The organism is Marinobacter sp. (genome assembly GCF_965229985.1).
Taxonomy (GTDB): domain Bacteria; phylum Pseudomonadota; class Gammaproteobacteria; order Pseudomonadales; family Oleiphilaceae; genus Marinobacter.
Genome location: NZ_OZ245935.1, coordinates 1,291,090 through 1,315,758 on the forward strand (window position 1 = coordinate 1,291,090; position 24,669 = coordinate 1,315,758).

24 protein-coding genes and 2 tRNA genes are annotated in these 24,669 nt (G+C 57.0%); 10 read left to right on the forward strand and 16 right to left on the reverse strand.

Translation table 11 applies throughout. From position 1 onward, the window contains the following. The first annotated feature begins 88 nt into the window (after positions 1-88). Entirely contained in the window at positions 89-1,408 is a 1,320-nt protein-coding gene (locus tag ACO06L_RS05835) for an MORN repeat-containing protein (RefSeq protein WP_202346855.1), read from the forward strand. Positions 1,409-1,460: 52 nt separating this feature from the next. Then, positions 1,461-2,555, forward strand: coding sequence for a response regulator (locus ACO06L_RS05840; protein ID WP_202346856.1), 1,095 nt, complete (start codon positions 1,461-1,463; stop codon positions 2,553-2,555). On the opposite strand, the gene ACO06L_RS05845 is transcribed toward ACO06L_RS05840, so the two are convergent. After that, the gene (locus ACO06L_RS05845) at positions 2,515-3,300 is read right to left on the reverse strand and encodes a nucleotidyltransferase family protein (protein WP_202346857.1); all 786 of its coding nucleotides are present in this window, start codon (positions 3,298-3,300) and stop codon (positions 2,515-2,517) included. The two genes, ACO06L_RS05840 and ACO06L_RS05845, sit on opposite strands and share 41 nt — an antisense overlap. Here ACO06L_RS05845 and ACO06L_RS05850 point away from each other — a divergent pair. After that, a complete protein-coding gene (locus ACO06L_RS05850) occupies positions 3,292-4,143 on the forward strand; it encodes a 6-carboxytetrahydropterin synthase (protein WP_202346858.1) in 852 nt (283 codons plus the stop codon). The two genes, ACO06L_RS05845 and ACO06L_RS05850, sit on opposite strands and share 9 nt — an antisense overlap. Before the next feature lie 129 nt (positions 4,144-4,272). Here ACO06L_RS05850 and ACO06L_RS05855 read toward each other — a convergent pair. The 3 genes from ACO06L_RS05855 to gltX all read right to left on the reverse strand — a co-directional run bounded on the left by ACO06L_RS05855 (position 4,273) and on the right by gltX (position 6,029). Then, positions 4,273-4,348, reverse strand: a tRNA-Glu gene (locus tag ACO06L_RS05855). A 7-nt stretch (positions 4,349-4,355) separates the two neighbouring features. Further along, positions 4,356-4,431 (reverse strand) — tRNA-Ala (locus ACO06L_RS05860). 113 nt (positions 4,432-4,544) lie between these two features. Then, on the reverse strand, positions 4,545-6,029 hold the full coding sequence (gltX, locus tag ACO06L_RS05865; protein WP_202346859.1) for a glutamate--tRNA ligase: 1,485 nt from the start codon (positions 6,027-6,029) through the stop codon (positions 4,545-4,547). A gap of 186 nt (positions 6,030-6,215) precedes the next feature. On the opposite strand from gltX, the gene ACO06L_RS05870 reads away from it, so the two are divergent. Continuing rightward, a complete protein-coding gene (locus tag ACO06L_RS05870) occupies positions 6,216-7,214 on the forward strand; it encodes a zinc ABC transporter substrate-binding protein (RefSeq protein ID WP_202346860.1) in 999 nt (332 codons plus the stop codon). On the opposite strand, the gene ACO06L_RS05875 is transcribed toward ACO06L_RS05870, so the two are convergent. Both ACO06L_RS05875 and ACO06L_RS05880 read right to left on the reverse strand, forming a co-directional pair. Beyond that, on the reverse strand, positions 7,191-8,105 hold the full coding sequence (locus ACO06L_RS05875; RefSeq protein ID WP_064228864.1) for an AEC family transporter: 915 nt from the start codon (positions 8,103-8,105) through the stop codon (positions 7,191-7,193). The genes ACO06L_RS05870 and ACO06L_RS05875 overlap by 24 nt on opposite strands. 5 nt (positions 8,106-8,110) lie before the next feature. Beyond that, positions 8,111-8,881 carry an SDR family oxidoreductase gene (locus ACO06L_RS05880; protein ID WP_201257841.1) on the reverse strand — a complete coding sequence of 257 codons (771 nt, stop codon included), beginning with the start codon at positions 8,879-8,881 and terminating at the stop codon, positions 8,111-8,113. A gap of 107 nt (positions 8,882-8,988) precedes the next feature. On the opposite strand from ACO06L_RS05880, the gene ACO06L_RS05885 reads away from it, so the two are divergent. From ACO06L_RS05885 to ACO06L_RS05910, 6 genes are all read left to right on the forward strand, one after another. Beyond that, positions 8,989-9,483, forward strand: a complete 495-nt coding sequence (locus ACO06L_RS05885) for a hypothetical protein (protein ID WP_202346861.1) — start codon at positions 8,989-8,991, stop codon at positions 9,481-9,483. A 107-nt stretch (positions 9,484-9,590) separates the two neighbouring features. After that, the gene (gene dusA / locus ACO06L_RS05890; RefSeq protein ID WP_227715843.1) at positions 9,591-10,625 is read left to right on the forward strand and encodes a tRNA dihydrouridine(20/20a) synthase DusA; all 1,035 of its coding nucleotides are present in this window, start codon (positions 9,591-9,593) and stop codon (positions 10,623-10,625) included. A 127-nt stretch (positions 10,626-10,752) separates the two neighbouring features. Next, on the forward strand, positions 10,753-11,718 hold the full coding sequence (gene tal, locus ACO06L_RS05895; protein WP_064228861.1) for a transaldolase: 966 nt from the start codon (positions 10,753-10,755) through the stop codon (positions 11,716-11,718). Positions 11,719-11,760: 42 nt separating this feature from the next. After that, positions 11,761-12,210, forward strand: coding sequence for a TerB family tellurite resistance protein (locus tag ACO06L_RS05900; RefSeq protein WP_064228860.1), 450 nt, complete (start codon positions 11,761-11,763; stop codon positions 12,208-12,210). 11 nt (positions 12,211-12,221) lie between these two features. After that, the gene (locus ACO06L_RS05905; protein WP_064228859.1) at positions 12,222-13,349 is read left to right on the forward strand and encodes a 3-deoxy-7-phosphoheptulonate synthase; all 1,128 of its coding nucleotides are present in this window, start codon (positions 12,222-12,224) and stop codon (positions 13,347-13,349) included. Further along, complete coding sequence (locus ACO06L_RS05910; protein WP_064228858.1) at positions 13,346-14,140, forward strand: glycerophosphodiester phosphodiesterase; 795 nt, start codon at positions 13,346-13,348, stop codon at positions 14,138-14,140. Before ACO06L_RS05905 ends, ACO06L_RS05910 begins: the two co-directional genes overlap by 4 nt. A 69-nt stretch (positions 14,141-14,209) precedes the next feature. Here ACO06L_RS05910 and sthA read toward each other — a convergent pair whose 3' ends face one another. The 10 genes from sthA to ACO06L_RS05960 all read right to left on the reverse strand — a co-directional run bounded on the left by sthA (position 14,210) and on the right by ACO06L_RS05960 (position 24,598). Beyond that, positions 14,210-15,601 carry a Si-specific NAD(P)(+) transhydrogenase gene (gene sthA, locus ACO06L_RS05915; protein WP_202346862.1) on the reverse strand — a complete coding sequence of 464 codons (1,392 nt, stop codon included), beginning with the start codon at positions 15,599-15,601 and terminating at the stop codon, positions 14,210-14,212. A gap of 58 nt (positions 15,602-15,659) precedes the next feature. Next, on the reverse strand, positions 15,660-15,908 hold the full coding sequence (gene nqrM / locus ACO06L_RS05920) for a (Na+)-NQR maturation NqrM (RefSeq protein WP_064228856.1): 249 nt from the start codon (positions 15,906-15,908) through the stop codon (positions 15,660-15,662). Positions 15,909-15,920: 12 nt separating this feature from the next. Next, positions 15,921-16,970, reverse strand: coding sequence for an FAD:protein FMN transferase (locus tag ACO06L_RS05925; RefSeq protein ID WP_202346863.1), 1,050 nt, complete (start codon positions 16,968-16,970; stop codon positions 15,921-15,923). A gap of 9 nt (positions 16,971-16,979) precedes the next feature. Next, positions 16,980-18,206, reverse strand: coding sequence for an NADH:ubiquinone reductase (Na(+)-transporting) subunit F (nqrF, locus tag ACO06L_RS05930; RefSeq protein ID WP_014577567.1), 1,227 nt, complete (start codon positions 18,204-18,206; stop codon positions 16,980-16,982). Positions 18,207-18,243: 37 nt separating this feature from the next. Beyond that, positions 18,244-18,852 (reverse strand): NADH:ubiquinone reductase (Na(+)-transporting) subunit E, encoded by a 609-nt coding sequence (nqrE, locus tag ACO06L_RS05935; protein ID WP_064228854.1) that lies wholly within the window; start codon positions 18,850-18,852, stop codon positions 18,244-18,246. Then, positions 18,852-19,517 (reverse strand): NADH:ubiquinone reductase (Na(+)-transporting) subunit D, encoded by a 666-nt coding sequence (locus ACO06L_RS05940; RefSeq protein ID WP_008175066.1) that lies wholly within the window; start codon positions 19,515-19,517, stop codon positions 18,852-18,854. Before ACO06L_RS05940 ends, nqrE begins: the two co-directional genes overlap by 1 nt. A 2-nt stretch (positions 19,518-19,519) precedes the next feature. Further along, positions 19,520-20,323: a Na(+)-translocating NADH-quinone reductase subunit C gene (locus ACO06L_RS05945; RefSeq protein ID WP_064228853.1), complete on the reverse strand. Its 804-nt coding sequence runs from the start codon at positions 20,321-20,323 to the stop codon at positions 19,520-19,522. Beyond that, positions 20,316-21,524 carry an NADH:ubiquinone reductase (Na(+)-transporting) subunit B gene (locus ACO06L_RS05950; protein WP_202346864.1) on the reverse strand — a complete coding sequence of 403 codons (1,209 nt, stop codon included), beginning with the start codon at positions 21,522-21,524 and terminating at the stop codon, positions 20,316-20,318. Before ACO06L_RS05950 ends, ACO06L_RS05945 begins: the two co-directional genes overlap by 8 nt. A gap of 4 nt (positions 21,525-21,528) precedes the next feature. Further along, complete coding sequence (locus tag ACO06L_RS05955; protein WP_064228851.1) at positions 21,529-22,875, reverse strand: Na(+)-translocating NADH-quinone reductase subunit A; 1,347 nt, start codon at positions 22,873-22,875, stop codon at positions 21,529-21,531. Positions 22,876-23,143: 268 nt separating this feature from the next. Next, positions 23,144-24,598 (reverse strand): glyceraldehyde-3-phosphate dehydrogenase, encoded by a 1,455-nt coding sequence (locus tag ACO06L_RS05960; RefSeq protein WP_413772190.1) that lies wholly within the window; start codon positions 24,596-24,598, stop codon positions 23,144-23,146. Between the last annotated feature and the right edge of the window lie 71 nt (positions 24,599-24,669).

Sequence of the window (24,669 nt, forward strand, 5' to 3'; positions counted from 1 at the left end):
GACACTTTCTGTTACATAGCGTTGCAGTCACTGGGTAAGATGAACCGGTAGACAGAATTCCAAGAATGCAGGATCAAGAGGTTCCGTCATGGTCGATTTCAGACCGCTTCTATTCGCCAATGCCCTGGCACTTATGCTGCTGGTTACCGCCGGATTCGCATCGGTCCGGGATGATCTGCGGATAACGGAAACCTTCGAACCGCCCGCCGCTGAACAGGTGGTTGCCGCCGTAGCCGCTAACCCCGAAACCAGCACGCCACCTGAACCTGCTTCCAAAGTATCCGCCAAAGCCGAGCCACCTGCCCCGGAAGTCCGTTCACCCGTGGTCGACACTACTCCGTTTACTGTTCCACCCATGCCGGAGAACCCGGAAGTACTGGCAGTGGCTGAACCGCCGGCAGCGATGGCAACGCGCACAGACGCAGCCCCTACAACTCAGAAAAAAACCGTAAAACAGCAGCAACCGCAACCCCCAACGCAGGCTCTGCTGGTACTCCGCTCCAATGTAGTCGGCGATCAGGTCACCATTAATGGCAAGGAATATGGCGCGACCCGACTGGATCTGAAGCTGGATCCTGGCCGGTACGAGGTCACCATCAGCAAACCCGGCTTCAAGCCCTGGAACCGTACGGTTGCCCTGGAAGCCGGCAACGAGATGACCCTGGTGGGCAAGCTGGAAGCCTTTACCACCGTGAATTACCGTAACGGCACCTGGATTGGCGGCGTGAAAACCGGTGACGGCACCTATCAGGATGCCGATGGCCTGCGCTACGAGGGCCATTTTGTAGACGGCCAATTCCACGGCCAGGGCACCGCGTGGTATCCCGATGGCAGCCGTTACGAGGGAGGCTGGTCGGCCGGCAAGCGCGAAGGCGAAGGTGAGTGGCGCAGTTCCGACGGCTCCCGCTACTCCGGCGAATTCCGGGCCGACCAGTTCAATGGCAAGGGCACCCTGACACTGGCAAACGGCGACATATTGACCGGCCACTGGCAGGACGGACAGTTAAACGGCCACGGCTCCCTGACCACTGCAGACGGCATGCTCTATGTTGGCGGCTTCCGGAACGATGAATTCCACGGCAGCGGCACACTGACCTACCCTGACGGGCGCCACTACGAAGGCGAGTTCTCCAACGGCGCCTTCCACGGCACCGGGGCCGAGGTCTTTGCCAGCGGCAAGAAATACGAAGGCCAGTACATCGAAGGGAAGTTTCATGGCAAGGGGTTGTTAAAGAACCCCAATGGCAGCTCGATCGAAGCTACTTTCCGTCATGGCGAGCCTTACGGACAGGTACGCCTGACCACGGCGGCAGGGGAGATTTTCACTGCCCGAACCACTGAACCCGGTGTCTGTTATCGGGACAAGAGCTACCGGGCCACCGAGTGCCCGAAACTGGAAGGCTGGTAATCACAACGGCCCGATAACAAACGCGTTTGCAGTAAACGATTGAGGTAGTGACATGGCGATCAAAAACGCTCTGCTGGTAGATGACTCCAAGGTGGCACGATTTGCCCTGAGCAAACTGCTGGAGAGTCGCGATATGGAAGTCAACATGGCTGGCTCGGCCGAAGAAGCCCTGGATTTCCTCAACAGTCATGGCCGTCCGGATGTTATCTTCATGGACCACCTGATGCCCGGAATGAACGGCGTGGAAGCCACCAAGGCCATCAAGGGCAATCCCGAGACCGCCGGCATCCCCATTATCATGTGCACATCCAAGAAATCGTCCTCGTTTATGGAAGAAGCGAGGAACTTTGGTGTTTACAACATCCTGACCAAGCCACCGCAAACCGAGGGACTCAGAGAAGTTCTTGATCAGCTGGCCAGCGATGTTACAGGCGGAACCCTGCCGGAACCGCCCGCTGAAACGGCCGCTTCCCCGGGGGACGAGGACGAACCGCTGAACGTGCCAGCAGATGCGTCGGTGGAACTGTCGCCCAAGACCGGCGATGCAGCCGGTCGCAGCAACCCACAAGCCAATGTAGTTCCGCTGACCAGCGAGCTCATTGAGCAGATTGCCCGTTCCGCGGTCAAAACCCACATCAACAACCGCCTGCACGAACTGCTCAGCTCACTCTTCGACGAACAGTTCGACCATTTGAAGCGGGCCCTGGATGAATCCCGCAGCAAACAGGACTCAACTATCGAGGAACGCCTGAACGCCCTTACCGACATGGTCGACGAGCGCACCAGAAACCTGCGCGACGAAGTCGCCGCCGAGGTCAACCTCAACCTCGGGAGCGAGCTGGCAGTACTCAAGAAGGAGCTGAAAAAGAACTCTGGCTTTACCAGCGAACACATGGCCGAGCTGAAAGACCACATCACCAGCGTGCAGACGATTGATACGGAGTTCTGGCAGACCCTGCAATCCGAGGCCATTCAGCAGGCCCACGAGATTTCCCGGGAAACGGCCGAGGACATTGCCCAGCGCACAATCGACCTGTTTGTTGCCCAGCAGCGCTCGGCGGCGTCACGGATCTACACCATTGGTCTTGCCGTAAGCCTCGGGATCTTCAGCGTCGGGATTGCCTGGCTGTCGGGCCTGTTCGGCTGAGCAGCGCCCGGATTCTGTGCCAGTCTGCCGGGGTGTCGACATCGTCGTGGACCCCCGGAATGTCTACCCGGGTTGCCCGCACCTCTGCCAGCAGGCGCCCGGCGCCCCTATCCCCCTCCAGATCCAGTACCAGTGGCCAGAGCCAACGCGGCAAGTAGGCCGGTACGCCCGGCAGGCCACCGTAATCTGCGGCAATGGGCTGTTCCGGTACGCAGCGGGCCGCCTTGCCAAAAGCCTCAAGGGCGTTCAGGTCCAGTAACGGCTGGTCCGCTACCAGAACAAAAACGCCCTTCACCGCCGGCCCCAGGCTTCGAAGCCCCGCAGACAGCGATGCCGACATGCCCTCGTGCCAATCCGGCGCCCGCAGCCAGGAGGAAGGCTGGCGTCGACAACGAAACCGGATCAGGGGATACCAGGCCCCGCACACTACCCGGACATCCGGGCTCAAGACCCGGCCCTGGCCAATGGCGGCGTCCAGAAGTGTATGGTTGCGGGAATCCGTCTCTGCCCGGTTGCCAGGCATCAGGGGCAACAGGGCTTTCGGCCGGCCAAGGCGACTGGAAGCACCGGCAGCCAGTATCAGTACCGGGAATTGCTGATCGTTGCGCTTGTCGAAGTTTAAGATGATGAGCTCGATGCAAAAAGAAATGGAGCGCTGGCCAGCCGCCAGACTGCTGTATTCGGTGATTTTTGCTAGAATTCGGCCATCAATCAACCATACCCGCCTGGAAATTTGATGAACCATCTGTTTGTAGACAACCTGACCGTTATCGATTTCGCCTACCTGGACCCGACCCGGGGGTTGGTGGGTGAAAGCTGGATTGCGGATGTGGTGCTTGGCGGGGAGCTGGACGAACAGGGCATGGTGTTCGACTTCAGCAACGTAAAACGCACCATCAAACGGGTGATCGATGAGCGTGTTGACCATCGCCTGGTGATTCCCCGTGGCTACCAGGGACTGTCCTGGAACGAGGAACAGCCGGACACCTTTACCTGGGCACTCACCGATGGCAGCCAGATCATTCACCGCTCGCCGGACGAAGCCATCGTCTGGTTGTCCGGCGACCGGGTTGTGCCTTCGGCCGTTGCCTCGCTGCTGGAACAGGAAATCAAGGCGGTGCTTCCGGGCAACGTGATTTCCGTGGAGATCAATCTGCGGGAAGAGGAAATCGACGGCGCCTACTATCACTACGTACACGGCCTGAAGAAACACCTGGGCAACTGCCAGCGCATTGCCCACGGCCATCGCTCACCGATTCGTATCGATCGTAACGGCCACCGCGATTACGATCTGGAATGCCGCTGGGCGAAGCTCTGGCGGGATATTTACATGGGTTCCGAGGAGGATGTGGTGCGGCGCCATGTGGGCGACGACGGCGTTCGCTACGTGACCTTCGAATACGAGGCCAATCAGGGGGAGTTTGCGCTGACCCTGCCGGAGGAACGCGTATACATGCTGGATACAGACACCACGGTGGAACTGATTGCCGCCCACATGGCCGACAAGCTCAAGGTGGAGTTTGCGACGGACACCATCCGGGTGAAGGCTTATGAAGGTGTTGGCAAAGGGGCCATTGCCGAACGTTGATCGGATTCGGGGTCCGATGAAAATGTCATCGGACCCCGGTTTTGCCTGGCCTGACATTCAGGCACAAAAAAACCGCCAGAAAGCGGTTTTTTTGATGGCTATCCGGTGGACTAAACCGTCAAGCCGTATTGGCGTCCCCTAGGGGGTTCGAACCCCTGTTGCCGCCGTGAAAGGGCGGAGTCCTAGGCCACTAGACGAAGGGGACTAGAAATTGGTGGAGCCAGGCGGGATCGAACCGCCGACCTCAACACTGCCAGTGTTGCGCTCTCCCAGCTGAGCTATGGCCCCTCAACGGCTGCGTATATTAAGGATCCGCCCTATGGGCGTCAACCTCTGAAACACACTTTTTTTCAGTTTTCTGAACATCCTTGTTCAAGCCGTTTATTAATTCACCAAAGCGGTTAATGAATACCCAGAGCCGCGTATTCTTTTTCCACCTTCTTGGTTTCCTTCTTGGAGAAACCACCCATCACTTCCAGCGCATGCCGAAGCCTTGAACGGGTCATGTCCGGGCCCAGAAGTTCCATGGAGTCCATCACAGACCAGGAATTCGGCGTACCGGCAACCGCCACAAAAATGGAGAACATGAAATCTCCCATCTTCAGGTCCATGGCTTTGGCCAGGGCCTTGATGTCCGCAAAGATGGTCTCCTTGCTCCAGTGGCGCTGTGCTTCAAGCTTCCAGAGCGTAAACTGCAGAACCCGCTTGATCTGGGCCTCTTCCAGCTTGTTATGGGCAAAGTCCTCCGGCTTCAGGTTGAGCATGCCGGAGAACATGAACTGGGCCATGGGCGCCACATCCGAAAACACCTCTGCCCTGCCCTTGATGTGAGGCACCAGAGCACGCAGGGCGTCCTCGTTAAACCACCACTGGCGCATCCGCTCCATGAACTGCTCTTCAGTCAGCTCTTCGCGCAACCACTGGCCGTTCAGCCAGCGAAGCTTCTCCACATCGAATACCGGGCCACCGAGAGAGACACGCTGGATGTCAAAGTTCTCGATCATCTCATCCAGGGTGAACTTTTCCCGCTCGTCGGGCATGGACCAGCCCATGCGCCCGAGATAGTTGGTGACGGCCTCCGGCAGAAAGCCCATGCGCTCATAGAAATTGATGCTGGTGGGGTTCTTGCGTTTGGACAGCTTGCTCTTGTCCGGGTTACGCAGCAGCGGGAGGTGACAGAGCACCGGCATATCCCAGCCAAAATACTGGTACAGCAGTTTGTGCTTCGGCGCCGAGTTGATCCACTCCTCGCCCCGCAAAACATGGGTGATTTCCATCAGGTGATCATCAACCACGTTGGCCAGGTGATAGGTGGGCATGCCGTCGGATTTGAGCAGGATCTGGCAATCCACCTGGGCCCAGTCAATCTCGATGGTGCCCCGGAGCATGTCGTCAATCTCGCAGACGCCCTCGTCGGGCACTTTCATGCGAATCACATATGGCTCGCCCGCGTCGAGGCGCTGCTTCACTTCGTCCTCGGGCAGCTCCAGATCACCCTTTATTCCCGGGTTCAGGCCCTGGGCTTTACGTTCTTCCCGAATGGCCTCCAGCTCTTCCGGTGTACGGAAGCAATAAAAGGCGTGCCCGGCGGTCACCAGGTCCTCGGCGTACTGACGGTAGGAGTGCTTGCGCTCGGACTGGCGATAGGGGCCGTGGGGGCCACCTACATCGGGGCCTTCATCCCAGTTCAGGCCGAGCCAGCGCAACGCCTTCAGAATGTCCTGCTCGGATTCCGCGGTACTGCGGGCCTGGTCGGTATCCTCGATACGCAGGATGAACTGGCCGCCGTGCTGACGGGCAAAGCACAGGTTGAACAGGGCCACGTAGGCGGTACCAACGTGAGGGTCACCAGTGGGTGACGGAGCAATTCGGGTACGTACAGTCATGAAACCTTCCTGAAAAATCGGTGGCCGTTTGATAAAGCGGGCATTATACCGGCCATCGTCAGGTTTCGCATGATCAGGAAGTTAACGAGCGCACCACAAAGCACCCGCGGAAAGTTTCTTTTGCCGCCGTTCGGCTCGTTTGTTATATTATAACATTACAAATTGCATCGCAGGATCTGATTTATCATGCGCGTTCCCGGAAAAGCACTTTCTCTGGCACTCGGTGCCGGCACCCTTTTGATCAGCGGCGCTCTGCAGGCCGAGACCCGTATTGTTGCTTCCATCAAACCGGTTGAGCTGATTGTCAGCGCGATCGCCACGGAAGACATGCAGACAACGAGCCTCGTTCCGCCTGGCTCCAGCCCCCACAACTACAACATGAAGCCATCCCAGCGTCGGGCACTGGAAAACGCCGACGTCATTTTCTGGGTAGGCCCCGACATGGAAACTTTCCTCAATCGCCTACTGGCCGGCCCGGAATTCAGCAACCGAACGGTCGCACTCATGGATGCTGAGCAAGAGTCCGGGGAAGATACCCACGACGAGCACGGTCACGATGAACACGCGGACGACCATCATGGCCACGCTCATCAGGAAGAGGCGAAGGAAGAAGAGCACCACAACGACAGCCACGGGCACGGCCATGATCATGGTGACGGTGAGGATCCGCACATCTGGCTGGATCCCGAATTGGCCATCGAAATGGCCGAAACGATCCGGGAGGCCCTCTCGGCACAGGAAGGCGTTGATGCTGCCGCACTGAACGAAAATTTCGAGCAGTTCAAAGTCAGCGTTCGGGAAACCGATGCCAGCATTCGCGACCGTCTTGCGCCGGCACATGACATCAGCCTATTCGCCTACCACGACGCCTTTACCCGGTTTGCCGACCACTATGGCCTGAAACTCGAAGGCGTTCTTACGCTCAACCCGGAGCTCTCGCCGGGGGCACGCCATATCGCAGAGGTTCAGGAAAAGCTGCGCAACGCCAACCACCCCTGCCTGCTGACCGAACCGCAGTTCAACCGGCAGTGGTGGCGCTCGATCACCGAGAACCTGGACGTTACCTTCAGCACCTGGGACCCTCTGGCCACCGACATCGAAGCCACGCCCGAGGGTTACAACAACTTCCAGCAAAGCATTGTCGACGCGGTGCTCAAGTGCCTACCAAAGGATACTGAGCATTAACGGAATGGTGACGATGGCCAGCAAGGTCTGGCCACTGATGATGCCCGCCATCAAGGGGGCATCACCGCCAAGCTGCCGGGCCAGAATATAGGCTGAGGTGGCCGTGGGAAGCGCCGCCAGCAGAATCGCCACCTGCACCATCAGGCCCTCAAGACCCAGCAACATTGCCAGCCCGGCAGTCATCATCGGAAACCCAACCAGCTTCAGCGCGGATGACACAATAAACGGTAGGGAAGCACCGCGCAGGGCTTTCAGTTGAAGCCCGGCACCGACCGTCATCAGCCCCATCGGCAACGCCAGATTGCTGAGAGGCTCTAGAATACCGCCGATCAGCGGATGAAACCCGATTTCGAAGAAACTCCAGAAAACACCAATCACCGAGCCCACAATCAGCGGATTGGTCACGATCGCCTTGAAAACCGGCACCAACCTCACCGGCCCTTCCGTGGCCACCAGCGAAAACATCAGTATGCAAAGCAGGTTCAGCAAGGGCACCATGATGGCCACCGCAATCGCCGTGAGTGAAAGGCCCTGATCCCCCAGCAGCATGCCACCCGCGGCCAGACCCACGTAGGAATTGAACCGGATACTCCCCTGGTAAACGGAAGAGAAAACCGGACCAGACCAGCGCCAGAACCACTGTGCAAATGCCAGGACCAGCGTCATCGCAATCAGCATGGTACCGATCAGCAAGGCAATGTCGCCATAGGCGGAGGCCGGCAACCGGGCCTGCCCCAGCTTGAAAACCAGCATGGCCGGGAACAGCACGTAGTAGGTAAACCGCTCCGCCTGAGGCCAGAAATCACCACCCGGAAAGTCAATCCGGCGGAACACATGCCCGAGCATGATCAGCACAAATACGGGCAAAAGGGCCTGTACCATCAGGGGCATAGTTATTAACTCCGGCGCAGCTTTTTCATTACGGCACGAGTCACTGCCGTCGGCGACGAGCGGGCAATCGGCCAGAGGATTTTGAACTGATTGGAAACCGGCCTGTGAAGTTGCGGTGAGCACACCTGCTTCCAGACCTCAGCGGCAACCTCAGACGGCACCAGGTTAACCCCCAGGCTATCGAACAAACGCGACGCTCCGGCATTGGCCTGAACCATCCCCGTATTCACAAAGGGCGGCATCAGGTCGCAGACGCGAATCCCATGCACTTCCCATTCGATGTCCAGGGCCTCTGTCATGGCTCGAACCGCGTGCTTGCTGGCCGAATAGGAGGCGAAATCCGGAGTTCCATATGCCGCTGAGGCCGAACTCATGTTCACAACCACCGCACCGGAGGCAGCCTTGAGGTAAGGAAAGGCAGCGTACAGGACATTCATCAGGCCAATCACATTGATTTCAACGATCGCGCGATGGTCAGCAATATCAATGCTTTCAAAGGGACCTACTCTCAAAATGCCGGCGTTGTTGTGCAGCGCATCGATGGTTCCCCCGGTTAATTCAGCGAATTCTGACAGGGCCCCAGCGACAGCCTTTTCATCAGTCACATCGACGATATGAGTAGAGCATACTCTCTCACCCAGCTCGGCCTGCAGACTCTCGAGCGCTTTTTGATCCCGGTCTGCTGCGCCGACAAACCAACCTTTTGAGGCGAACAGACGCGCTGTTTCCAGGCCAATTCCGGCACCTGCACCGGTAACGAATATGGATTTGATCAAGGTTACTTTTCCTTTCGAGATCACTGCCAGATGAATCCGATCAACGTTTTCTGCACATTGCGTTTATCACACCTTTTGTTTGCAAACTCCAACGCAAGGAACGCGTTATGAACTATACATGGCCTGTAAAGGCCGCTGCACTTTTAACGTTCCTGGCAACCTTCCTGACATTTTCAACGACTGGCTCCGCTGGCTGGTTAAATGCGCATATGGAAATCTATCCAGATTGCACAGAGGCATTGACTCTTCGGAGCAGTGAACTTCTTGATCTTACCCGCAACAGCGAACTGTTCGTTGTTATGGCCGAACCAGAGAGCGATGGCATGGACGCCATTCTCGCGTTGCGCCATGGTTTTCATGGCTCAATTTTCGATATCGATATCCTGAACGATAACCTTCCTCTTGCAGACCAAACTGTTCAGTTTACTGGCACCGTCGTTCGCCGTGATGCCAGCATTCCAGAGCGTGTTCTAGGAAGATCAGGGGGAGACTCATTCTTCTTTGTTTTGAGACTGACAGCGGGTAACTTCCTTCTCCATCCGGATTCCTTTGATCACTCCCGATTTCCGGTTTGCGAAGCGCTGCTCGAGGACCTGGATTAGCCGTTTCGCCAAAGCCCTACGGAAATCAACCGGCCAACCCTGTTAAACTATCCCGCACTCGGAAACGTACGTCGTACACGATTTTTTCAGTCAATCAGGTAACCGTAATGCCAGCACTACCATCACACGCCGCCGCAATGAACGAATCCGGCCTCTCCCGCCGCTTCTGCGTGGCCCCGATGATGGACTGGACCACCAGTCATTACCGTTATCTGGCGCGCCAGCTTAGCAGGCATACCCTGCTCTACACCGAAATGGTAACCACCGGCGCGCTGATCCATGGCGATACGGCACGTTTTCTGCGCCATGACGAGGCAGAGTACCCGCTGGCCCTGCAGCTTGGCGGCAGCGATGCCGGCGAACTTGCCCACTGCGCCAGGCTGGCTCAGCAATACGGGTTTGATGAGGTCAACCTGAATGTCGGTTGCCCCAGTGATCGGGTTCAGAACAACATGATTGGCGCCTGCCTGATGGGCCACCCGGACAAGGTGGCGGAGGGTGTACGTGCCATGATTGAGGCAACCGACCTGCCTGTCACCGTTAAGCACCGGATCGGTATTGATGGCCGTGAATCCTGGGACGATCTCTGCGAATTCGTGGAAAAAGTGTCGGACGCTGGCTGCCGGACGTTTATCGTGCACGCCCGGATCGCGATTCTTGAGGGCCTGAGCCCCAAGGAGAACAGGGAGGTCCCGCCGTTGAAATATGATTGGGTTTACCGGCTGAAAGCGAAATACCCGCACCTGGAGATCATCATCAACGGCGGCATCAAGACCTTCGAGGAGTGTCACGAACATCTTCGGCACACCGACGGCGTGATGCTGGGCCGGGAGGCGTACCACAACCCCTGGCTGCTGGCGGGCGTTGACTCGGAGTTTTTCGGGCAGACTGCGCCGGTGCAGAGCCGGCATCAGGCGCTTCGGGCCATGCTTCCGTTTATCCAGAGCGAGCTTGAGCGGGGCGTATTCCTGACCCACATGTCCAGACACCTTCTGGGCCTGTTCCATGGCCAGCCTGGCGGACGACAGTTCCGCCGCTATATCAGCGAAAACGCCCATAAATCCGGCGCTGGTCTGGAAGTTATCGAGACTGCTCTGGAAAAGGTGCGTGAGCCGGCGGCGCCGGAGATTGCCGAAGCTTAATCGCAGGCAATGGCTACCATACCTTTTGTTGTCTTGTTCCTGTCAGAGCGGCCCGTTATTGTAGGCATATAGCCAGCGCCCGGGATTCGGGCGCACCAATAACAGATCAACCGGGACGACAGGACGAATGACCAGCAAGCTCGACCAACTGAAGACCATGACCACAGTAGTGGCCGATACCGGCGATATCGAAGCCATTGGAAAGTGGCGGCCGGAAGATGCCACCACCAATCCATCCCTGCTGCTCAAGGCTGCCGCCTCTGACGCGTATCGCCCTATGCTGGACAAGGCTGTGGCCGAGGCACGCAGGCATGGCGGCTCAGACGCCGAGCAGCTGACCATGGCCACCGATATGCTGGCCGTACTTGCCGGCCGTGAAATCCTGAACCTCATTCCCGGGGTAGTTTCCACCGAGGTGGATGCCCGGTTGTCCTTCGACACTGTCGGCACTCTTGAGCGCGCTCGCCGTCTGGTTGAGCTGTATGACAAGCAAGGTGTCGACACCAGCCGGGTGCTGATCAAGATTGCTTCCACCTGGGAGGGCATCCGTGCCGCCGAGCAACTGGAGAAGGAAGGGATTCGCTGCAACCTTACGCTGCTGTTTTCTTTCATCCAGGCTGCCGCCTGCGCCCAGGCCGGCGCCTTCCTGATTTCGCCCTTTGTCGGTCGGATTCTGGACTGGCACCTGGCCAGCACTGGCCGAGACAGCTACCCGGCGGCAGAAGATCCAGGGGTGCTTTCAGTCTCCCGCATCTACAATTACTACAAGGCCAACGGCTTTAACACGGTGGTGATGGGAGCCAGTTTCAGAAATACCGGCGAAATCGAAATGCTGGCAGGCTGCGACCGCCTCACCATAAGCCCTGCCCTGCTGCAGGAGTTGCAGGACGACCAGGGTGACCTGCCGCGTCGACTGGTCGCCGACACCGCCAGCTCACCGGATCAGTTTGGCACCATCGACGAGAAGCTGTTCCGCTGGGAATCCAATGAAGACGCCATGGCCACCGAGAAACTGGCCGATGGCATTCGCCGGTTCACAGCTGACCAGATAGAACTGGAAAACCGGGTCCGGCAGCTGGCCAAGGCCGCCTGACTGCTCAACTGAATTCGAACGCAGGAGTAGGACTGTCCGATCATGATCGAAAGCCTGAAAAAACTGTTTGCAGCACCGGAAGCTGAAAGCGAGAAACCGGATTCTCATCAATTGGCCGTGGCTGCAACTGCCTTGATGGTTCAGGTTTCACGGATCGACCAGCATGAAGATGAGCGCGAGCTGCAGGCCATCGTCGATGGCGCGGTGAAAGCGCACCAGGTCACCCGGGCAGAGGCCGAAGAGATTCTTCAGGATGCCCTGAGCCACGCAGACGATGCCACGTCGCTCTATGAGTTTACCGGGCAGATCAACGAGTGCCTGGACCAGGAGGGCAAACAGGCCCTGCTGGAGAGCATCTGGCGGGTGGCCTTCGCGGACGGTCGCATCGACAAGTACGAAGAACACCTTATTCGCCGCATGGCAGACCTGCTGCACCTTAATCACCGGGAATTCATGCAGGCGCGGCACCGGGCAGAGGACGCCGGTTCTTAAAAGGAGACCGTATGTTAGCCATTCTTCATCCGAATACCGCTCTGGACAGCGAAGAATACCGACAGACCATGCACTACCTCGAGAATCTTCCGAACGTCTCGGTTCGGGTTCATGAGGTTCAAGGTGCTACCCAGAGGCTGACCGAGATTTATCTTCTCGGGGACACCAAGCCCCTTAACAAGGAAGAAATCGAGGCGCTACCTGCGGTTGAACGGGCTATTCGCATCTCGGATGACTACCGCATTCTCGGTCGCCACCGGGATGATCGCCGGCAAAGCGGCTTCGCCTACAACGGTGTGGAGTTTAATCAGTCCAATCTGAACATTTTTGCGGGCCTGTGCGCCGTCGATGTGCCCGAGCATGTCGACATGATGATGCAGGCTCTGGAAGACAATGGCGAGGTGTGCACCCGAATGGGCGCTTACAAGCCCCGCACCAACCCCTACTCGTTCCAGGGCCACGGCAAGGGCTGCCTGCCCTGGGTGTTCGAGAAGGCGGGCAAGCATGGCATCAAGGTAATCGCCATGGAAATCACCCACGAGAGCCACATTGAGGAAATCGACACTTGCCTCGAAAAGCTCGGCCGCCCTACCGGCGTGATGCTGCAGGTGGGCACCCGTAATACCCAGAACTTCGAACTGCTGAAGGCCATTGGCCGCCAGAGCACTTATCCGGTACTGCTCAAGCGTGGGTTCGGGATCACTCTTAATGAGTCCCTCAACGCCGCCGAGTATCTGGCCAGCGAAGGCAACGCCAACGTGATCTTCTGCCTGAGGGGTATGAAAACCGAGGCCGGCCAACCCCACCGGAACATGGTGGATTTCGCCCATGTTCCGGCAGTCAAGCGCCTCACCCGTATGCCGGTGTGTGTAGACCCCTCCCACTCCGTTGGCAGCCGCGAACAGTCTCCCGATGGCATTCTGGATGTGATGCACGCAACGGCACAGGGCGTGATAGCCGGTGCCAACATGGTGCTGGTGGATTTCCACCCCAAACCGGAAAAAGCGCTTGTGGATGGGCCCCAGGCGCTGCTCATGCACGAACTTCCGGCGTATCTGGAAGACATTCGCCTTTGCCACGACACCTGGAAGAAGCGCCAGGCCATTTACCAACGGCTGAAGGATGACACAGCGGAATGATTGTCTACGGACACAGAGGCGCAAAGGGAGAGGCACCAGAAAACACCCTTCCCGGTTTTATTCATGCTTATCGGCATGGCATCCGGCATTTCGAGCTGGACCTGGTGCTTTCGAAGGACGGCAAGCCGGTTCTGGTGCATGACCTTTCAGTAGACCGCACCACCAGCCAGAAAGGCAGCATCAGCCAATACACCGCCGCCGAGCTGGCAGCCATGGATGCGCGCAGAAACACCAGCTCCTGGCCGACACCCACCGGAATTCCCGCGCTGGAAGACCTGCTGGACCAGTTCGACGACCTCGAACACCTGCAACTGGAAGTCAAGAAGGACACACGTCAGCGGCTGAATATTCTCAGCAATCGGCTGACGGAGGTTATACAGCACCGCAACCTGTACCAGACGGTGGCCATAACCTCTTCCGACACCTGGTTTCTGAAACAGATCCGGCGGCGAAACAGGAACATTCGCATTGGCCTGGTCACAGAACGGAAGTTTCCCCGACCGTTGAGCATGGCGAACCGACTTGGCTGCGAATACCTCTGCATCAACTGGAAGCTTTGCTCGAAAACGCTGGTTGAACAGGCCCATCGCCGGGGAATGCATGTGTCTACGTGGACGGTGAACCGGATTCACGACATGCTGCAACTGGAAGAGATGGGGGTGGACAGCATCATTACCGATTATCCGACAAGCACCCGTATGTTTTTTGATAACCGGGCCAGATCGGCACTGTCTTTACCACAGAGTCACGAAGGCGTGTCGGCCAACCAGGAGGCTATGTCAGCGGGCTGAAACCAGCAGATTGAAAAATAAAAAGGGGTCAGATGAGCATTTTCATCTGGCCCCTTTTTCGTAGACAGCCTAGAAAATTCTGTTCAGGCCATTCAATGCGGCAACCCGGTAGGCTTCCGCCATGGTCGGGTAGTTGAACGTGGTGTTAATGAAGTAGTTCAGAGAGTTAGCCTCCCCTTGCTGATTCATTATGGCCTGGCCGATGTGGACGATTTCTGCCGCCTGGTCACCGAAACAGTGGATACCCAGAATCTGGCGGGTCTCCCGATGGAACAGGATTTTCAGCATGCCTACCGCTTCTCCGGTGATCTGCGCACGGGCAAGATCCTTGAAGAACGCCTGTCCAACCTCGTAGGGCACCTTGGCTTCGGTCAATTCACGCTCGGTTTTGCCAACGGAACTGATTTCCGGAATGGTGTAGATCCCGGTCGGCACATCTGACACAAAGCGGAAGTACTCATCGTCAACGATATCCGAGGATGCCGAGCGGCCCTGGTCGTAGGCGGCACTTGCCAGACTCGGCCAGCCGATTACATCGCCCGCAGCGTAGATGTTTTCCACCTCGGTGCGGTAATGCGCGTCGACGGCCAGTTGGCCGCGGCCGTTGGGCACCAGACCAATATTCTCCAGACCCAGCTTCTCAGTGTTGCCACTGCGCCCGTTGCACCACAGGAATGCATCTGCGCGGATTTTCTTGCCGGACTGTAGCGACAGCACTACACCATGATCATCACCCACAACCGACTCATACTGCTCGTTGTGGCGTACCAGAACACCGTTATTGCGCAGGTGGTAACTCAGGGCGTCCGAGATCTCGTCATCCAGGAAGGACAACAGCCGGCTACCCGGGTTGATCAGATCCACTTTCACGCCCAACCCGGCAAAAATCGAGGCATATTCTGAACCAATAACGCCAGCGCCATAGATAATCAGGGTTCTCGGAGTATGGGAAAGGTTCAGAATGGTGTCTGAGTTGTAGATTCGGTGGTGGCGAAAATCCACGTCCGGCGGCAGATAGGGCCTGGAGCCGGTCGCAATGATCGCCTGTTTGAAATGCAGGGTTTCCGAGGACTTGCTGCCACGGACTTCAATACGGTTCTGGTCGATGAAAAAGGCCCGACCGTTGATGAGATCGACCCGATTACGGGAATAGAACTGGGTCCGGAGTTTAACCTGTTTGCCAATAACCTTCTGGGCGTTCTGAAGCACACGGGGGAAGGAGAACCAGCGAGGCTCGCCAATGTCCCGGAACATCTGGTTGGTGTTGAAGGTAATGATCTGTTTGACGGAATGACGCAGTGCCTTGGACGGGATGGTACCCCAGTGAGTGCAGTTACCGCCGACGGTAGGCTTATCCTCGATGATCGCGACACGCTTGCCGTGTTTCGTCGCATTCATCGCCGCGCCTTCGCCGGACGGACCGGCGCCGATAACGACGACGTCGTAATGATGTTCTGCCATGCGCGCAGTGACTCCTTATCTACGTCGTGAAAAGATGATTGTAATTGTCAGAAACAGATCAGTGCTTGCTGGTCTTGCTGGCGTCGTAAGCCAGAGCCTCGGGCTCTTTACCTTCGTTGGCCAACCGCTCGTTTTCTTCTTCGCACTTCTGGGTATTACCACCGCAGATATCACAGGACTGGCTGATACCGAGCGCGCCAATCCCGCCGCAGGTTCCACTGATGGGCTTGCGCCCCAGAATTACGCCGATGGACATGGCTGCAACCAGCAGCACTACAATAAACAAAACCAAAAGAAAGGTACCCATGTTGCCCTCCCCTCATTGAGTCACGTAGGACGAAAAAGCCGGCGTCTGGTGCGTCTCGAAGCCTTCTTCCGTCCTGACAATAAAATAGGCCGGGATATTTTCCCTCACCGCGAGCTCATTGGCCCGCTCGTAGCCCATCACATTAAAGCCAGTCGCCAGAGCATCTGCCGTCATACAGTCGTCCGCGATAACGGTGACCGATGCCAGCTTGTGCGCAATCGGCTCACCAGTAGCAGGGTCTATTGTATGGGAATAGCGACGCCCTTCCGATTCGTAATAGTTACGATAATCGCCCGATGTTGCCATAGCGCGTGATTCCAGCGCCACCACCCGGTTTACCTCACGTCCCTCGGACACCGGCTGTTCGATGGCCAGGCGCCAGGTGCTGCCATCCGGTTTTCGGCCATTGACCCGAACCTCTCCGCCGATCTCCACCAGATAGGCCTCTACGCCTTCACTTTCCAGGAAGCGGGCTACCGCGTCCACACCATAACCTTTGGCAATAGCCGACAGATCCACATATTGCGGTGGTGTCGCACGCACCGCGGGCGGATCTGCCCGAAGATCGAGCTTTTCGAAGCCGGTGGCGGCAAGAGCATTGGCAAGCGATTCTTCCGACGGAATCTGTTCCGGCCGTGCCTGGGGCCCGAACCCCCACAGATTCACAACCGGCCCGATCGTTACATCAAAGGCGCCGCCGGTCATCGTCGAGATCTCTTGGGCTTTCTTGAGAACCTCGAACAACCCGGCTGAGACGGGAATCCAATCGGATTGGTCGGTCCGTTGATTGAAAAGGGACAGCTCCGAATCGTCACGCCAGGTCGACATTGACGCGTCAACGCTTTCCAACACCTCGTCAATGCCACTGGCCAGAGTTTCAAGCCTGGCCTGATCCTCGGTCAATACGACATTAATGTGATAACTGGTGCCGAAAACAGGCCCGGAGATTTCCCAGATTTTTTCTTCTGGCTGAAACGAACAACCCGCCAGAACGGCAAAGACCAGCGCTGTAAAAGCGCTGGCCAGGGCCACCCTGGCGGGTCGTACCATGCGGGATGTCATCAGGACTGCTTAGCCTCCAAAGTCATCCAGCATGATGTTTTCATCCTCAACACCAAGATCCTTGAGCATCTTGATGCAGGAGGCGTTCATGATTGGGGGCCCACACATGTAGTACTCGCAGTCTTCCGGAGCCGGGTGGTCCTTCAGATAGTTTTCGTACAACACGTTATGGATGAAGCCGGTAGGCCCTTCCCAGTTATCCTCGGGCAACGCGTCGGAAAGCGCAACGTGCCACTCGAAGTTGTCGTTCTCTTCCTGCAGCCCGTCGAAATCTTCCACGTAGAACATCTCTCGAACGCTTCGGGCACCGTACCAGAAGCTGATCTTGCGCTTGGAGTTCAGGCGCTTGAGCTGATCGAAGATGTGGGACCGCATGGGCGCCATACCGGCACCACCACCGATAAACACCATTTCAGCGTCAGTCTTCTTGGCGAAGAACTCACCGAACGGCCCCATCACGGTCACCTTGTCTCCCGGCTTCAGGTTGAACACGTAGCTCGACATGATGCCCGGATTGTGGTCAGTGCCTGGAGGCGGTGTGGCGATACGGATGTTGAACTTGAGAACACCCTTCTCTTCCGGGTAGTTCGCCATGGAATAGGCCCGGATGGTCTCTTCCTTGTTGACCGCCTTGTAGCGCCAGATGTTGTGCTTGTCCCAATCTTCGTGGAACTCTTCCTCGATATCGAAATCCTTGAAGTCGATCTCGTAGGGAGGACACTCGAGCTGGACGTAACCGCCGGCCCGGAAGTCAACTTCCTCGCCTTCCGGCAGCTTGAGCACCAGCTCCTTGATGAAGGTGGCCACGTTGTGGTTGGAGACAACCTCGCATTCCCACTTCTTGACGCCGAAGAACTCTTCCGGCACTTCAACCTTCATGTCCTGTTTTACAGGAACCTGGCAGGACAGGCGCCAGCCCTCTTTCTCTTCACGATTGGTGAAGTGGGTCTTTTCCGTAGGCAGCATGGCACCGCCACCTTCCAGGACCTTGCACTTGCACTGCGCACAGGTACCGCCGCCACCACAGGCAGATGACAGGAAAATACCACTGTTCGCCAGAGTACCGAGCAGCTTGCCGCCGGCTTCGGTCTTCAGCGTGTGTTCGGGATCATCGTTGATCTCAATGGTCACATCACCGGTGCTTACCAGCCTGGACCGGGCCGCAAGAATCACTGCGACCAGGGCCAGAACGATAACGGTGAACATGACCACGCCGAGAATAATTTCTGTATTCATGGTCTCGCCTTTTCGTTAAACCGAATCACCGGGTGAGTTACAGTGAGATGCCGGAGAAGGACATGAAGCCCAGGGACATCAGACCAACAGTAATGAAGGTGATACCCAGACCGCGCAGGCCTTCCGGAACGTCACTGTACTTCAGCTTCTCGCGAATCCCCGCCAGGGCAATGATTGCCAGGGCCCAGCCGAGGCCGGCGCCGAAGCCATACACCACACTCTCGCCAAAGGTGTAGTCACGCTCCACCATGAACAGCGAGGCACCCAGAATGGCGCAGTTCACGGTAATCAGTGGCAGGAACACACCCAGAGCGGCGTAGAGCGCCGGGATATACTTGTCCAGTACCATTTCCATGATCTGGACAATTGCCGCGATTACACCGATATACGTCAGCAATCCGAGAAAGCTCAGGTCAACGTTCGGCAGACCTGCCCAGTCCAGGGCACCTTCACGCAGGATGCTGTTGTACAGAAGGTTGTTCACCGGAACGGTGACAGTGAGCACAACCACGACGGCAATGCCAAGGCCCGTTGCGGCCTCGATCTTCTTCGAGATGGCCAGGAAGGTGCACATCCCCAGGAAGAAGGCCAGCGCCATGTTTTCAACGAAAACAGCCTTCAGAATCAAGCTGATATAATGTTCCATCAGAAGGCCTCCTTGGCAACATGGCGGGACATTTTATAGTCCGGCTCTTCAACCTGCTCCGGCTTCCAGGTCCGCAGACCCCAGATTGCCAGGCCGATAATGAAGAACGCACTCGGCGGCAGCAACAACAGACCGTTCGGAATGTACCAGCCACCTTCGTTGACCACCGGCATCAGGGAAACACCGAACAGGGAGCCGGCACCCAGAAGCTCGCGGAAGAAGGCAACGAAGATCAGGAGTACGGAGTAGCCCAGACCGTTACCAACGCCGTCCAGGAAGCTCAGCCAGGGGCCGTTCTTCATGGCGAAGCCTTCCGCGCGGCCCATAACGATGCAGTTGGTGATAATCAGACCAACGAACACCGAGAGCTGCTTGGAAATCTCGTAGGCATAGGCCTTGAGCACCTGGTCAACCACGATTACCAGAGAGGCGATAATGGTCATCTGCACGATGATCCGGATGCTGCCCGGAATCTGGGTGCGAACCAGGGATACTGCCAGGTTCGAAAATGCGGTAACGGCAATAACCGCCGCGCACATAACAAGTGTAACGTTCATGCTGGTGGTAACCGCCAGCGCTGAACAAATGCCCAGGATCTGCAGGGCAATCGGGTTATTGCTGAAGATCGGTTCGAAGAGAACCTGTTTGGCTGATGCATCTGCCATGATCAGACCTCCCCTTCACGAAGTTTTTGCAGGAACGGCGCGTACCCGCGGTCGCCCATCCAGTAGTTGACCAGTTGCTCAACACCGCGGCTTGTCAGCGTCGCGCCAGAGAGAGCATCAACCTTGTGCTCCTTGTCCTGGGCGTCTGAGCTTACACCGCCCTTGACCAGGCGCACCTGAGGCTCGGAACGGTCTTCATTGTAGACCTCCTTGCCAACCCACTGGCGTTTCCAGCGCGGGTTGTCCACCTCACCACCAAGACCGGGGGTTTCTGCATGAGCATAGAACCCGAGACCCTCGATAGTGTTCAGATCGCCCTCAAGGGAAATGAAGCCATACAGCGTTGACCAGAGCCCGTAGCCGTGGATCGGAAGAACCACGCGGTTGATCTGGCCGTTTTCACTCATGGTGTAGACCTTGGCAACATTCGGACGGCGCTTGATACCGGCCTTGTCTTCAGAAGACGGAATGTTGGTGGACATCTGGGGGTCCGAAGCAGCCTTGTACATGTCGTACTTCATGGGGTCCTGGACACCCACGTCGGAAGGCTCGACGAATTCACCCGTGTCCAGATCGACCAGCCGGACGTCAAAGCGTGCGAACGCCTCTTCGATCTGCTCAGCGCTGGAGCCAGATTCCAGCATGCCGGCCGCAGACAGAATATTGGTCTTGATATCCAGGTTCTGGTTCTGGATCTGGGCCGGGCGAAGCAGAACTGCTGCCGTGGATACCACGACAGAGAACACGATACTCAGCACCAGCGCAACGACCAGCGTGCGGGAGACAGTTTCTTTAGCTTTAGCCACGTGCAAGCCTCCGTTTGATGTTGGCCTGAACCACGTAATGGTCCATCAGCGGCGCGAACAGGTTAGCGAACAGGATGGCCAGCATGATGCCTTCCGGGAAGGCGGGGTTGATCACGCGGATCAGGACGGTCATCACGCCCACCAGTATGCCGAAGCACCAGCGACCGGTATTGGTCATCGCCGCGGAGACAGGATCGGTAGCCATGAACATCATACCGAAGGCGAACCCGCCCATGACCAGATGCCAGTGTGCCGGAATCGCAAACATCGGATTGGTTTCTGACCCGATAATGTTCAGCAGCAGGGACATGCCGATCATACCGATCAGAACACCACCGACAATCCGGTAGCTGGCAATCTTCATGGCCAACAGGACCAGGCCGCCAATAAGTACCGCGACCGTTGAGGTCTCACCCATGGAACCTTGAATCGTACCTACAAATGCGCTCATCCAGCCAATTTGGGCTTCCAGGGCTTCCAGGCCGCCACTTGCTGCCCAGCTCAACGCCGTGGCGCCACTGAACCCATCAACCGCGGTCCACACTGTGTCACCGGAAATCTGGGCCGGATAGGCAAAGTACAGGAACGCACGACCGGTCAGGGCCGGGTTCAGGAAGTTCTTGCCGGTACCGCCAAACACTTCCTTACCGATCACCACACCGAAGGTGATACCCAGGGCCACCTGCCAGAGCGGGATGGTGGGCGGGCAGATCAGTGCGAAGAGCACCGATGTAACGAAGAAGCCTTCGTTCACTTCGTGACGACGCACGGTGGCAAACAGCACTTCCCAGAAACCACCGACCACGAAGGTCACGAAGTAAATGGGCACGAAGTAGGCCATGCCGTAAACGAAATTATCCCATACACCAGCACCGGCACCGGTGATGGCAAGTGCCTGAATAAAGGCAGTCCGCAGGCCGCCGTCAGCGACCATGGCATCCGGATTGGAAGCCAGGAAACTGTTGGCCTGGTAGCCGATGTTCCACATACCGAAGAACATCGCCGGGAAAGTACACAACCACACCGTGATCATGATGCGCTTGAGGTCAACGCCGTCACGCACATGGGCAGTGGTTGAGGTTACCTTGCCGGGAGTGTAGAAAATGGTATCCACGGCCTCATACAGAGCGTACCAGCGCTCGTACTTGCCACCCTTTTCAAAGTGATGCTCGATTCCATCGAGAAACTGTCTGATAGCCATCGTATTAGCCCTCGATCTCGATTCGGGTCAGGTTCTCGCGGAGAATCGGACCGTATTCATATTTGCCGGGGCACACAAACGTGCACAGCGCCAGATCTTCTTCATCCAACTCCAGCGCGCCAAGCTTCTGCGCCATCTCTGTGTCGCCGACGATCAGCGAACGCAGCAGCTGGGTCGGGAGAATATCCAGAGGCATGATCTGCTCGTAGGCTCCTACCGGAACCATTGCCCGCTCACTACCGTTGGTAGTGGTGGTGAAGTTGAAAAGCTTGCCACTGGTCAGCTTGGACAGATAGATATTGAGCACCGAGAATCTGTTGGGGCCCGGAGACAGCCAACCCATGAACTCGCGCTTGTTGCCTTCTTCTAGTACGGATACCTGGTTGGCAAACCGTCCAAGGTAGGCGCAGGGGCCATCGCCGCGACGACCACCGAAAACAGAGCCCGAAATCGCCCGGATCTCGCAGTCTGTGGCAACTTCGCCCTCCAGAAGTTCCTCGAGGCTGGCACCCAGACGGGTACGAACCAGGCGAGGCTTCAGCGCCTTGGGGCCACCAATCGCGACAATACGCTCCACCGGAACCTCTCCGGATTCGAACAGTTTGGCGATGTCGATGACATCCTGATAATTGATGCTCCAGACCGTCTTGCTGCCGGATACCGGATCCAGATGATGGATGTGGGTACCAACGTTGCCTGCCGGATGCTTGCCATCAAACTGGTGCACCTCAACAGCGTCAGATTTGGGTACCGCCACGTTGGATCCGGGCTTGCCGGTAACAAACACTTTGCCCGTGGTAAGCTTGGTGAGAAGCGTAAGGCCTTTTTCAAACGCCTGGCTGTTCTCGCCAATGATCACCGTCGGGTCCGCTGCCAACGGATTGGTGTCCATAACCGACACGAAAATGGAGTGAGGGGCGGAGTCGATCTCCGGAACCTTGCTGTAGGGGCGCGTCTTGAACGCCGTCCACAAACCGGATTCCACAAGATTATCAACCACCTGCTGGCGTTCCAGGCCGGCAAGATCCGCTTCGGTGTAGCGGGCAAAGGTCTCAGCCTCATCGCCATCGATTTCGATAACGATCGACTGGAATACCCGACGCTCACCACGGTTAATCTCTTTCACCACGCCGGCGGCGGGTGACGTATAACGAACGCCTTCGGTCTTCTTGTCCGTGAACAGCAGCGTACCGCGCTTGACACGGTCCCCCTCTTTCACAGCCATCGTCGGCTTCATGCCGATGTAGTCAAAACCGATCAACGCCACGTGGCGAACGGGTTTGCCGTCTGTAATGGTCTGTTCGGGAGCGCCGCTGATGGGAAGATCCAGGCCTTTTTTGATCTTGATCATTAGCCTCATCCAATCATCAGAAACTTTTCAATGGATTCGTAACGTCCGACACCTGCGGCCCAGAAAAACCATGAGAAACGGAGTGCCAGACGTACCCAAAATCGCGCCAATTATAGAGATTAAGGAATCCTATTTCCACCAGAAACCAGAACCGGTTAAGCGTCGACAACCAAACGACCCGGCTTGCTGGCCGTAAAAACAAAAACCCCGACAGCAAACGCTATCGGGGTTTTAGAAACCGTTACTTCACCGGATCGGTACGATCTGCTCAGTCTCTCGCACGTTTGGGGAAGATCGGGTAACTTACGCCGGCCATCTGGTTGACCACACGAATTACCTGAGCGCTGTAACCGAACTCATTGTCGTACCAAACGTACAGGATCAGGCGCTTGCCGCTAGCGATGGTTGCCTGGGCATCAACGATGCCGGCATGGCGGGAACCGACAAAGTCGGTGGAAACCACTTCCGGGGAATTCACGAAGTCGATCTGCTTTTGCAGCTCTGAATGCAGAGCCATATCCCGCAGATAGTCGTTCACACCTTCGACATCAACGTCTTTCTTGAGGTTGAGGTTCAGAATCGCCATGGAAACGTTCGGCGTCGGCACCCGAATCGCGTTGCCTGTCAGCTTACCTTTAAGTACCGGCAGCGCCTTGGCAACGGCTTTGGCAGCGCCTGTCTCGGTAATTACCATGTTAAGGGCAGCACTGCGTCCGCGACGGCTTCCCTTGTGGTAGTTGTCGATCAGGTTCTGGTCGTTGGTGTAGGAGTGGACAGTCTCAACATGACCGTCTTCGATGCCATACTCGTCTTCAATCGCCTTAAGCACGGGCGTGATGGCATTGGTGGTACAGGAGGCTGCTGACAGGATCTTGTCTTCGTCGGTAATCCAGTCGTTGTTGATACCATAAACGATATTCTTGATATCGCCTTTGCCCGGTGCGGTCAGGATCACGCGGCTGACACCCTTGGATTTGAGGTGCAGACCAAGGCCTGCCTCATCGCGCCACTTACCGGTGTTGTCGATAACGATAGCGTTATTGATGCCGTAATCGGTGTAATCCACCTTGTCCGGCCCATCAGAGTAGATAACCTTGATATAGTTGCCGTTGGCAATCAGGGCGGATTCCTTCTCATCAACGGTAATGGTGCCATCGAACGGACCGTGTACGGAATCACGGCGAAGCAGACTGGCGCGCTTCTCGAGATCGTTTTCCGCACCGCCCTGGCGAACCACAATCGCACGCAGACGCAGGTTGTTACCGCCGCCGGCTTTCTCGATCAGGATACGCGCCAGCAGACGACCGATACGGCCGAAACCGTAGAGAACGACATCCTTGGTGTCGTTATGAGCGTCTTCTTCGGACTGAGCGGCATACTGCCCAACAACCGGCCCGATTTCGCGCTTCAGGAATTCGGTCAGGTCGCCGCCTTCCTCTTTGAACTTGACCGCCAGCTTGCCGATATCCACATGGGCGCGGCCCAGATCAAGCTTGTCCATGGCCTGGAGGATCGGCAGGGTGTCGTGAACAGAGAGCTCGCTGTCTTCAACCTGGCGCACAAAACGGTGGGCGCGGATAATGTCGATAACCGACTGGTTGATAATGGCGCGACCGTATACAGAAGTAACCACATTGTTCTTGCGGTAGAGGCGGCCGATCAGCGGAATCATGGCTTCCGCGGTGGATTCTCTTTCTGTCCAGTTGGACAGGTGCTGATTGATCTGTTCGTGACTCACGCTTGGACCTCTGCAGTTGGCACTGGGAAATTGGGGCGCACATTATCCAACTTAAT

Bases quoted from the DNA above. Each gene is read 5' to 3' on its own strand.
- ACO06L_RS05835 (WP_202346855.1), top strand. From the start codon at position 89: ATGGTCGATTTCAGACCGCTTCTATTCGCCAATGCCCTGGCACTTATG.
- ACO06L_RS05840 (WP_202346856.1), top strand. From the start codon at position 1,461: ATGGCGATCAAAAACGCTCTGCTGGTAGATGACTCCAAGGTGGCACGA.
- ACO06L_RS05850 (WP_202346858.1), top strand. From the start codon at position 3,292: ATGAACCATCTGTTTGTAGACAACCTGACCGTTATCGATTTCGCCTAC.
- ACO06L_RS05845 (WP_202346857.1), bottom strand. From the start codon at position 3,300: ATGGTTCATCAAATTTCCAGGCGGGTATGGTTGATTGATGGCCGAATT.
- gltX (WP_202346859.1), bottom strand. From the start codon at position 6,029: ATGACTGTACGTACCCGAATTGCTCCGTCACCCACTGGTGACCCTCAC.
- ACO06L_RS05870 (WP_202346860.1), top strand. From the start codon at position 6,216: ATGCGCGTTCCCGGAAAAGCACTTTCTCTGGCACTCGGTGCCGGCACC.
- ACO06L_RS05875 (WP_064228864.1), bottom strand. From the start codon at position 8,105: ATGCCCCTGATGGTACAGGCCCTTTTGCCCGTATTTGTGCTGATCATG.
- ACO06L_RS05885 (WP_202346861.1), top strand. From the start codon at position 8,989: ATGAACTATACATGGCCTGTAAAGGCCGCTGCACTTTTAACGTTCCTG.
- dusA (WP_227715843.1), top strand. From the start codon at position 9,591: ATGCCAGCACTACCATCACACGCCGCCGCAATGAACGAATCCGGCCTC.
- tal (WP_064228861.1), top strand. From the start codon at position 10,753: ATGACCAGCAAGCTCGACCAACTGAAGACCATGACCACAGTAGTGGCC.
- ACO06L_RS05900 (WP_064228860.1), top strand. From the start codon at position 11,761: ATGATCGAAAGCCTGAAAAAACTGTTTGCAGCACCGGAAGCTGAAAGC.
- ACO06L_RS05905 (WP_064228859.1), top strand. From the start codon at position 12,222: ATGTTAGCCATTCTTCATCCGAATACCGCTCTGGACAGCGAAGAATAC.
- ACO06L_RS05910 (WP_064228858.1), top strand. From the start codon at position 13,346: ATGATTGTCTACGGACACAGAGGCGCAAAGGGAGAGGCACCAGAAAAC.
- sthA (WP_202346862.1), bottom strand. From the start codon at position 15,601: ATGGCAGAACATCATTACGACGTCGTCGTTATCGGCGCCGGTCCGTCC.
- nqrM (WP_064228856.1), bottom strand. From the start codon at position 15,908: ATGGGTACCTTTCTTTTGGTTTTGTTTATTGTAGTGCTGCTGGTTGCA.
- ACO06L_RS05925 (WP_202346863.1), bottom strand. From the start codon at position 16,970: ATGACATCCCGCATGGTACGACCCGCCAGGGTGGCCCTGGCCAGCGCT.
- nqrF (WP_014577567.1), bottom strand. From the start codon at position 18,206: ATGAATACAGAAATTATTCTCGGCGTGGTCATGTTCACCGTTATCGTT.
- nqrE (WP_064228854.1), bottom strand. From the start codon at position 18,852: ATGGAACATTATATCAGCTTGATTCTGAAGGCTGTTTTCGTTGAAAAC.
- ACO06L_RS05940 (WP_008175066.1), bottom strand. From the start codon at position 19,517: ATGGCAGATGCATCAGCCAAACAGGTTCTCTTCGAACCGATCTTCAGC.
- ACO06L_RS05950 (WP_202346864.1), bottom strand. From the start codon at position 21,524: ATGGCTATCAGACAGTTTCTCGATGGAATCGAGCATCACTTTGAAAAG.
- ACO06L_RS05955 (WP_064228851.1), bottom strand. From the start codon at position 22,875: ATGATCAAGATCAAAAAAGGCCTGGATCTTCCCATCAGCGGCGCTCCC.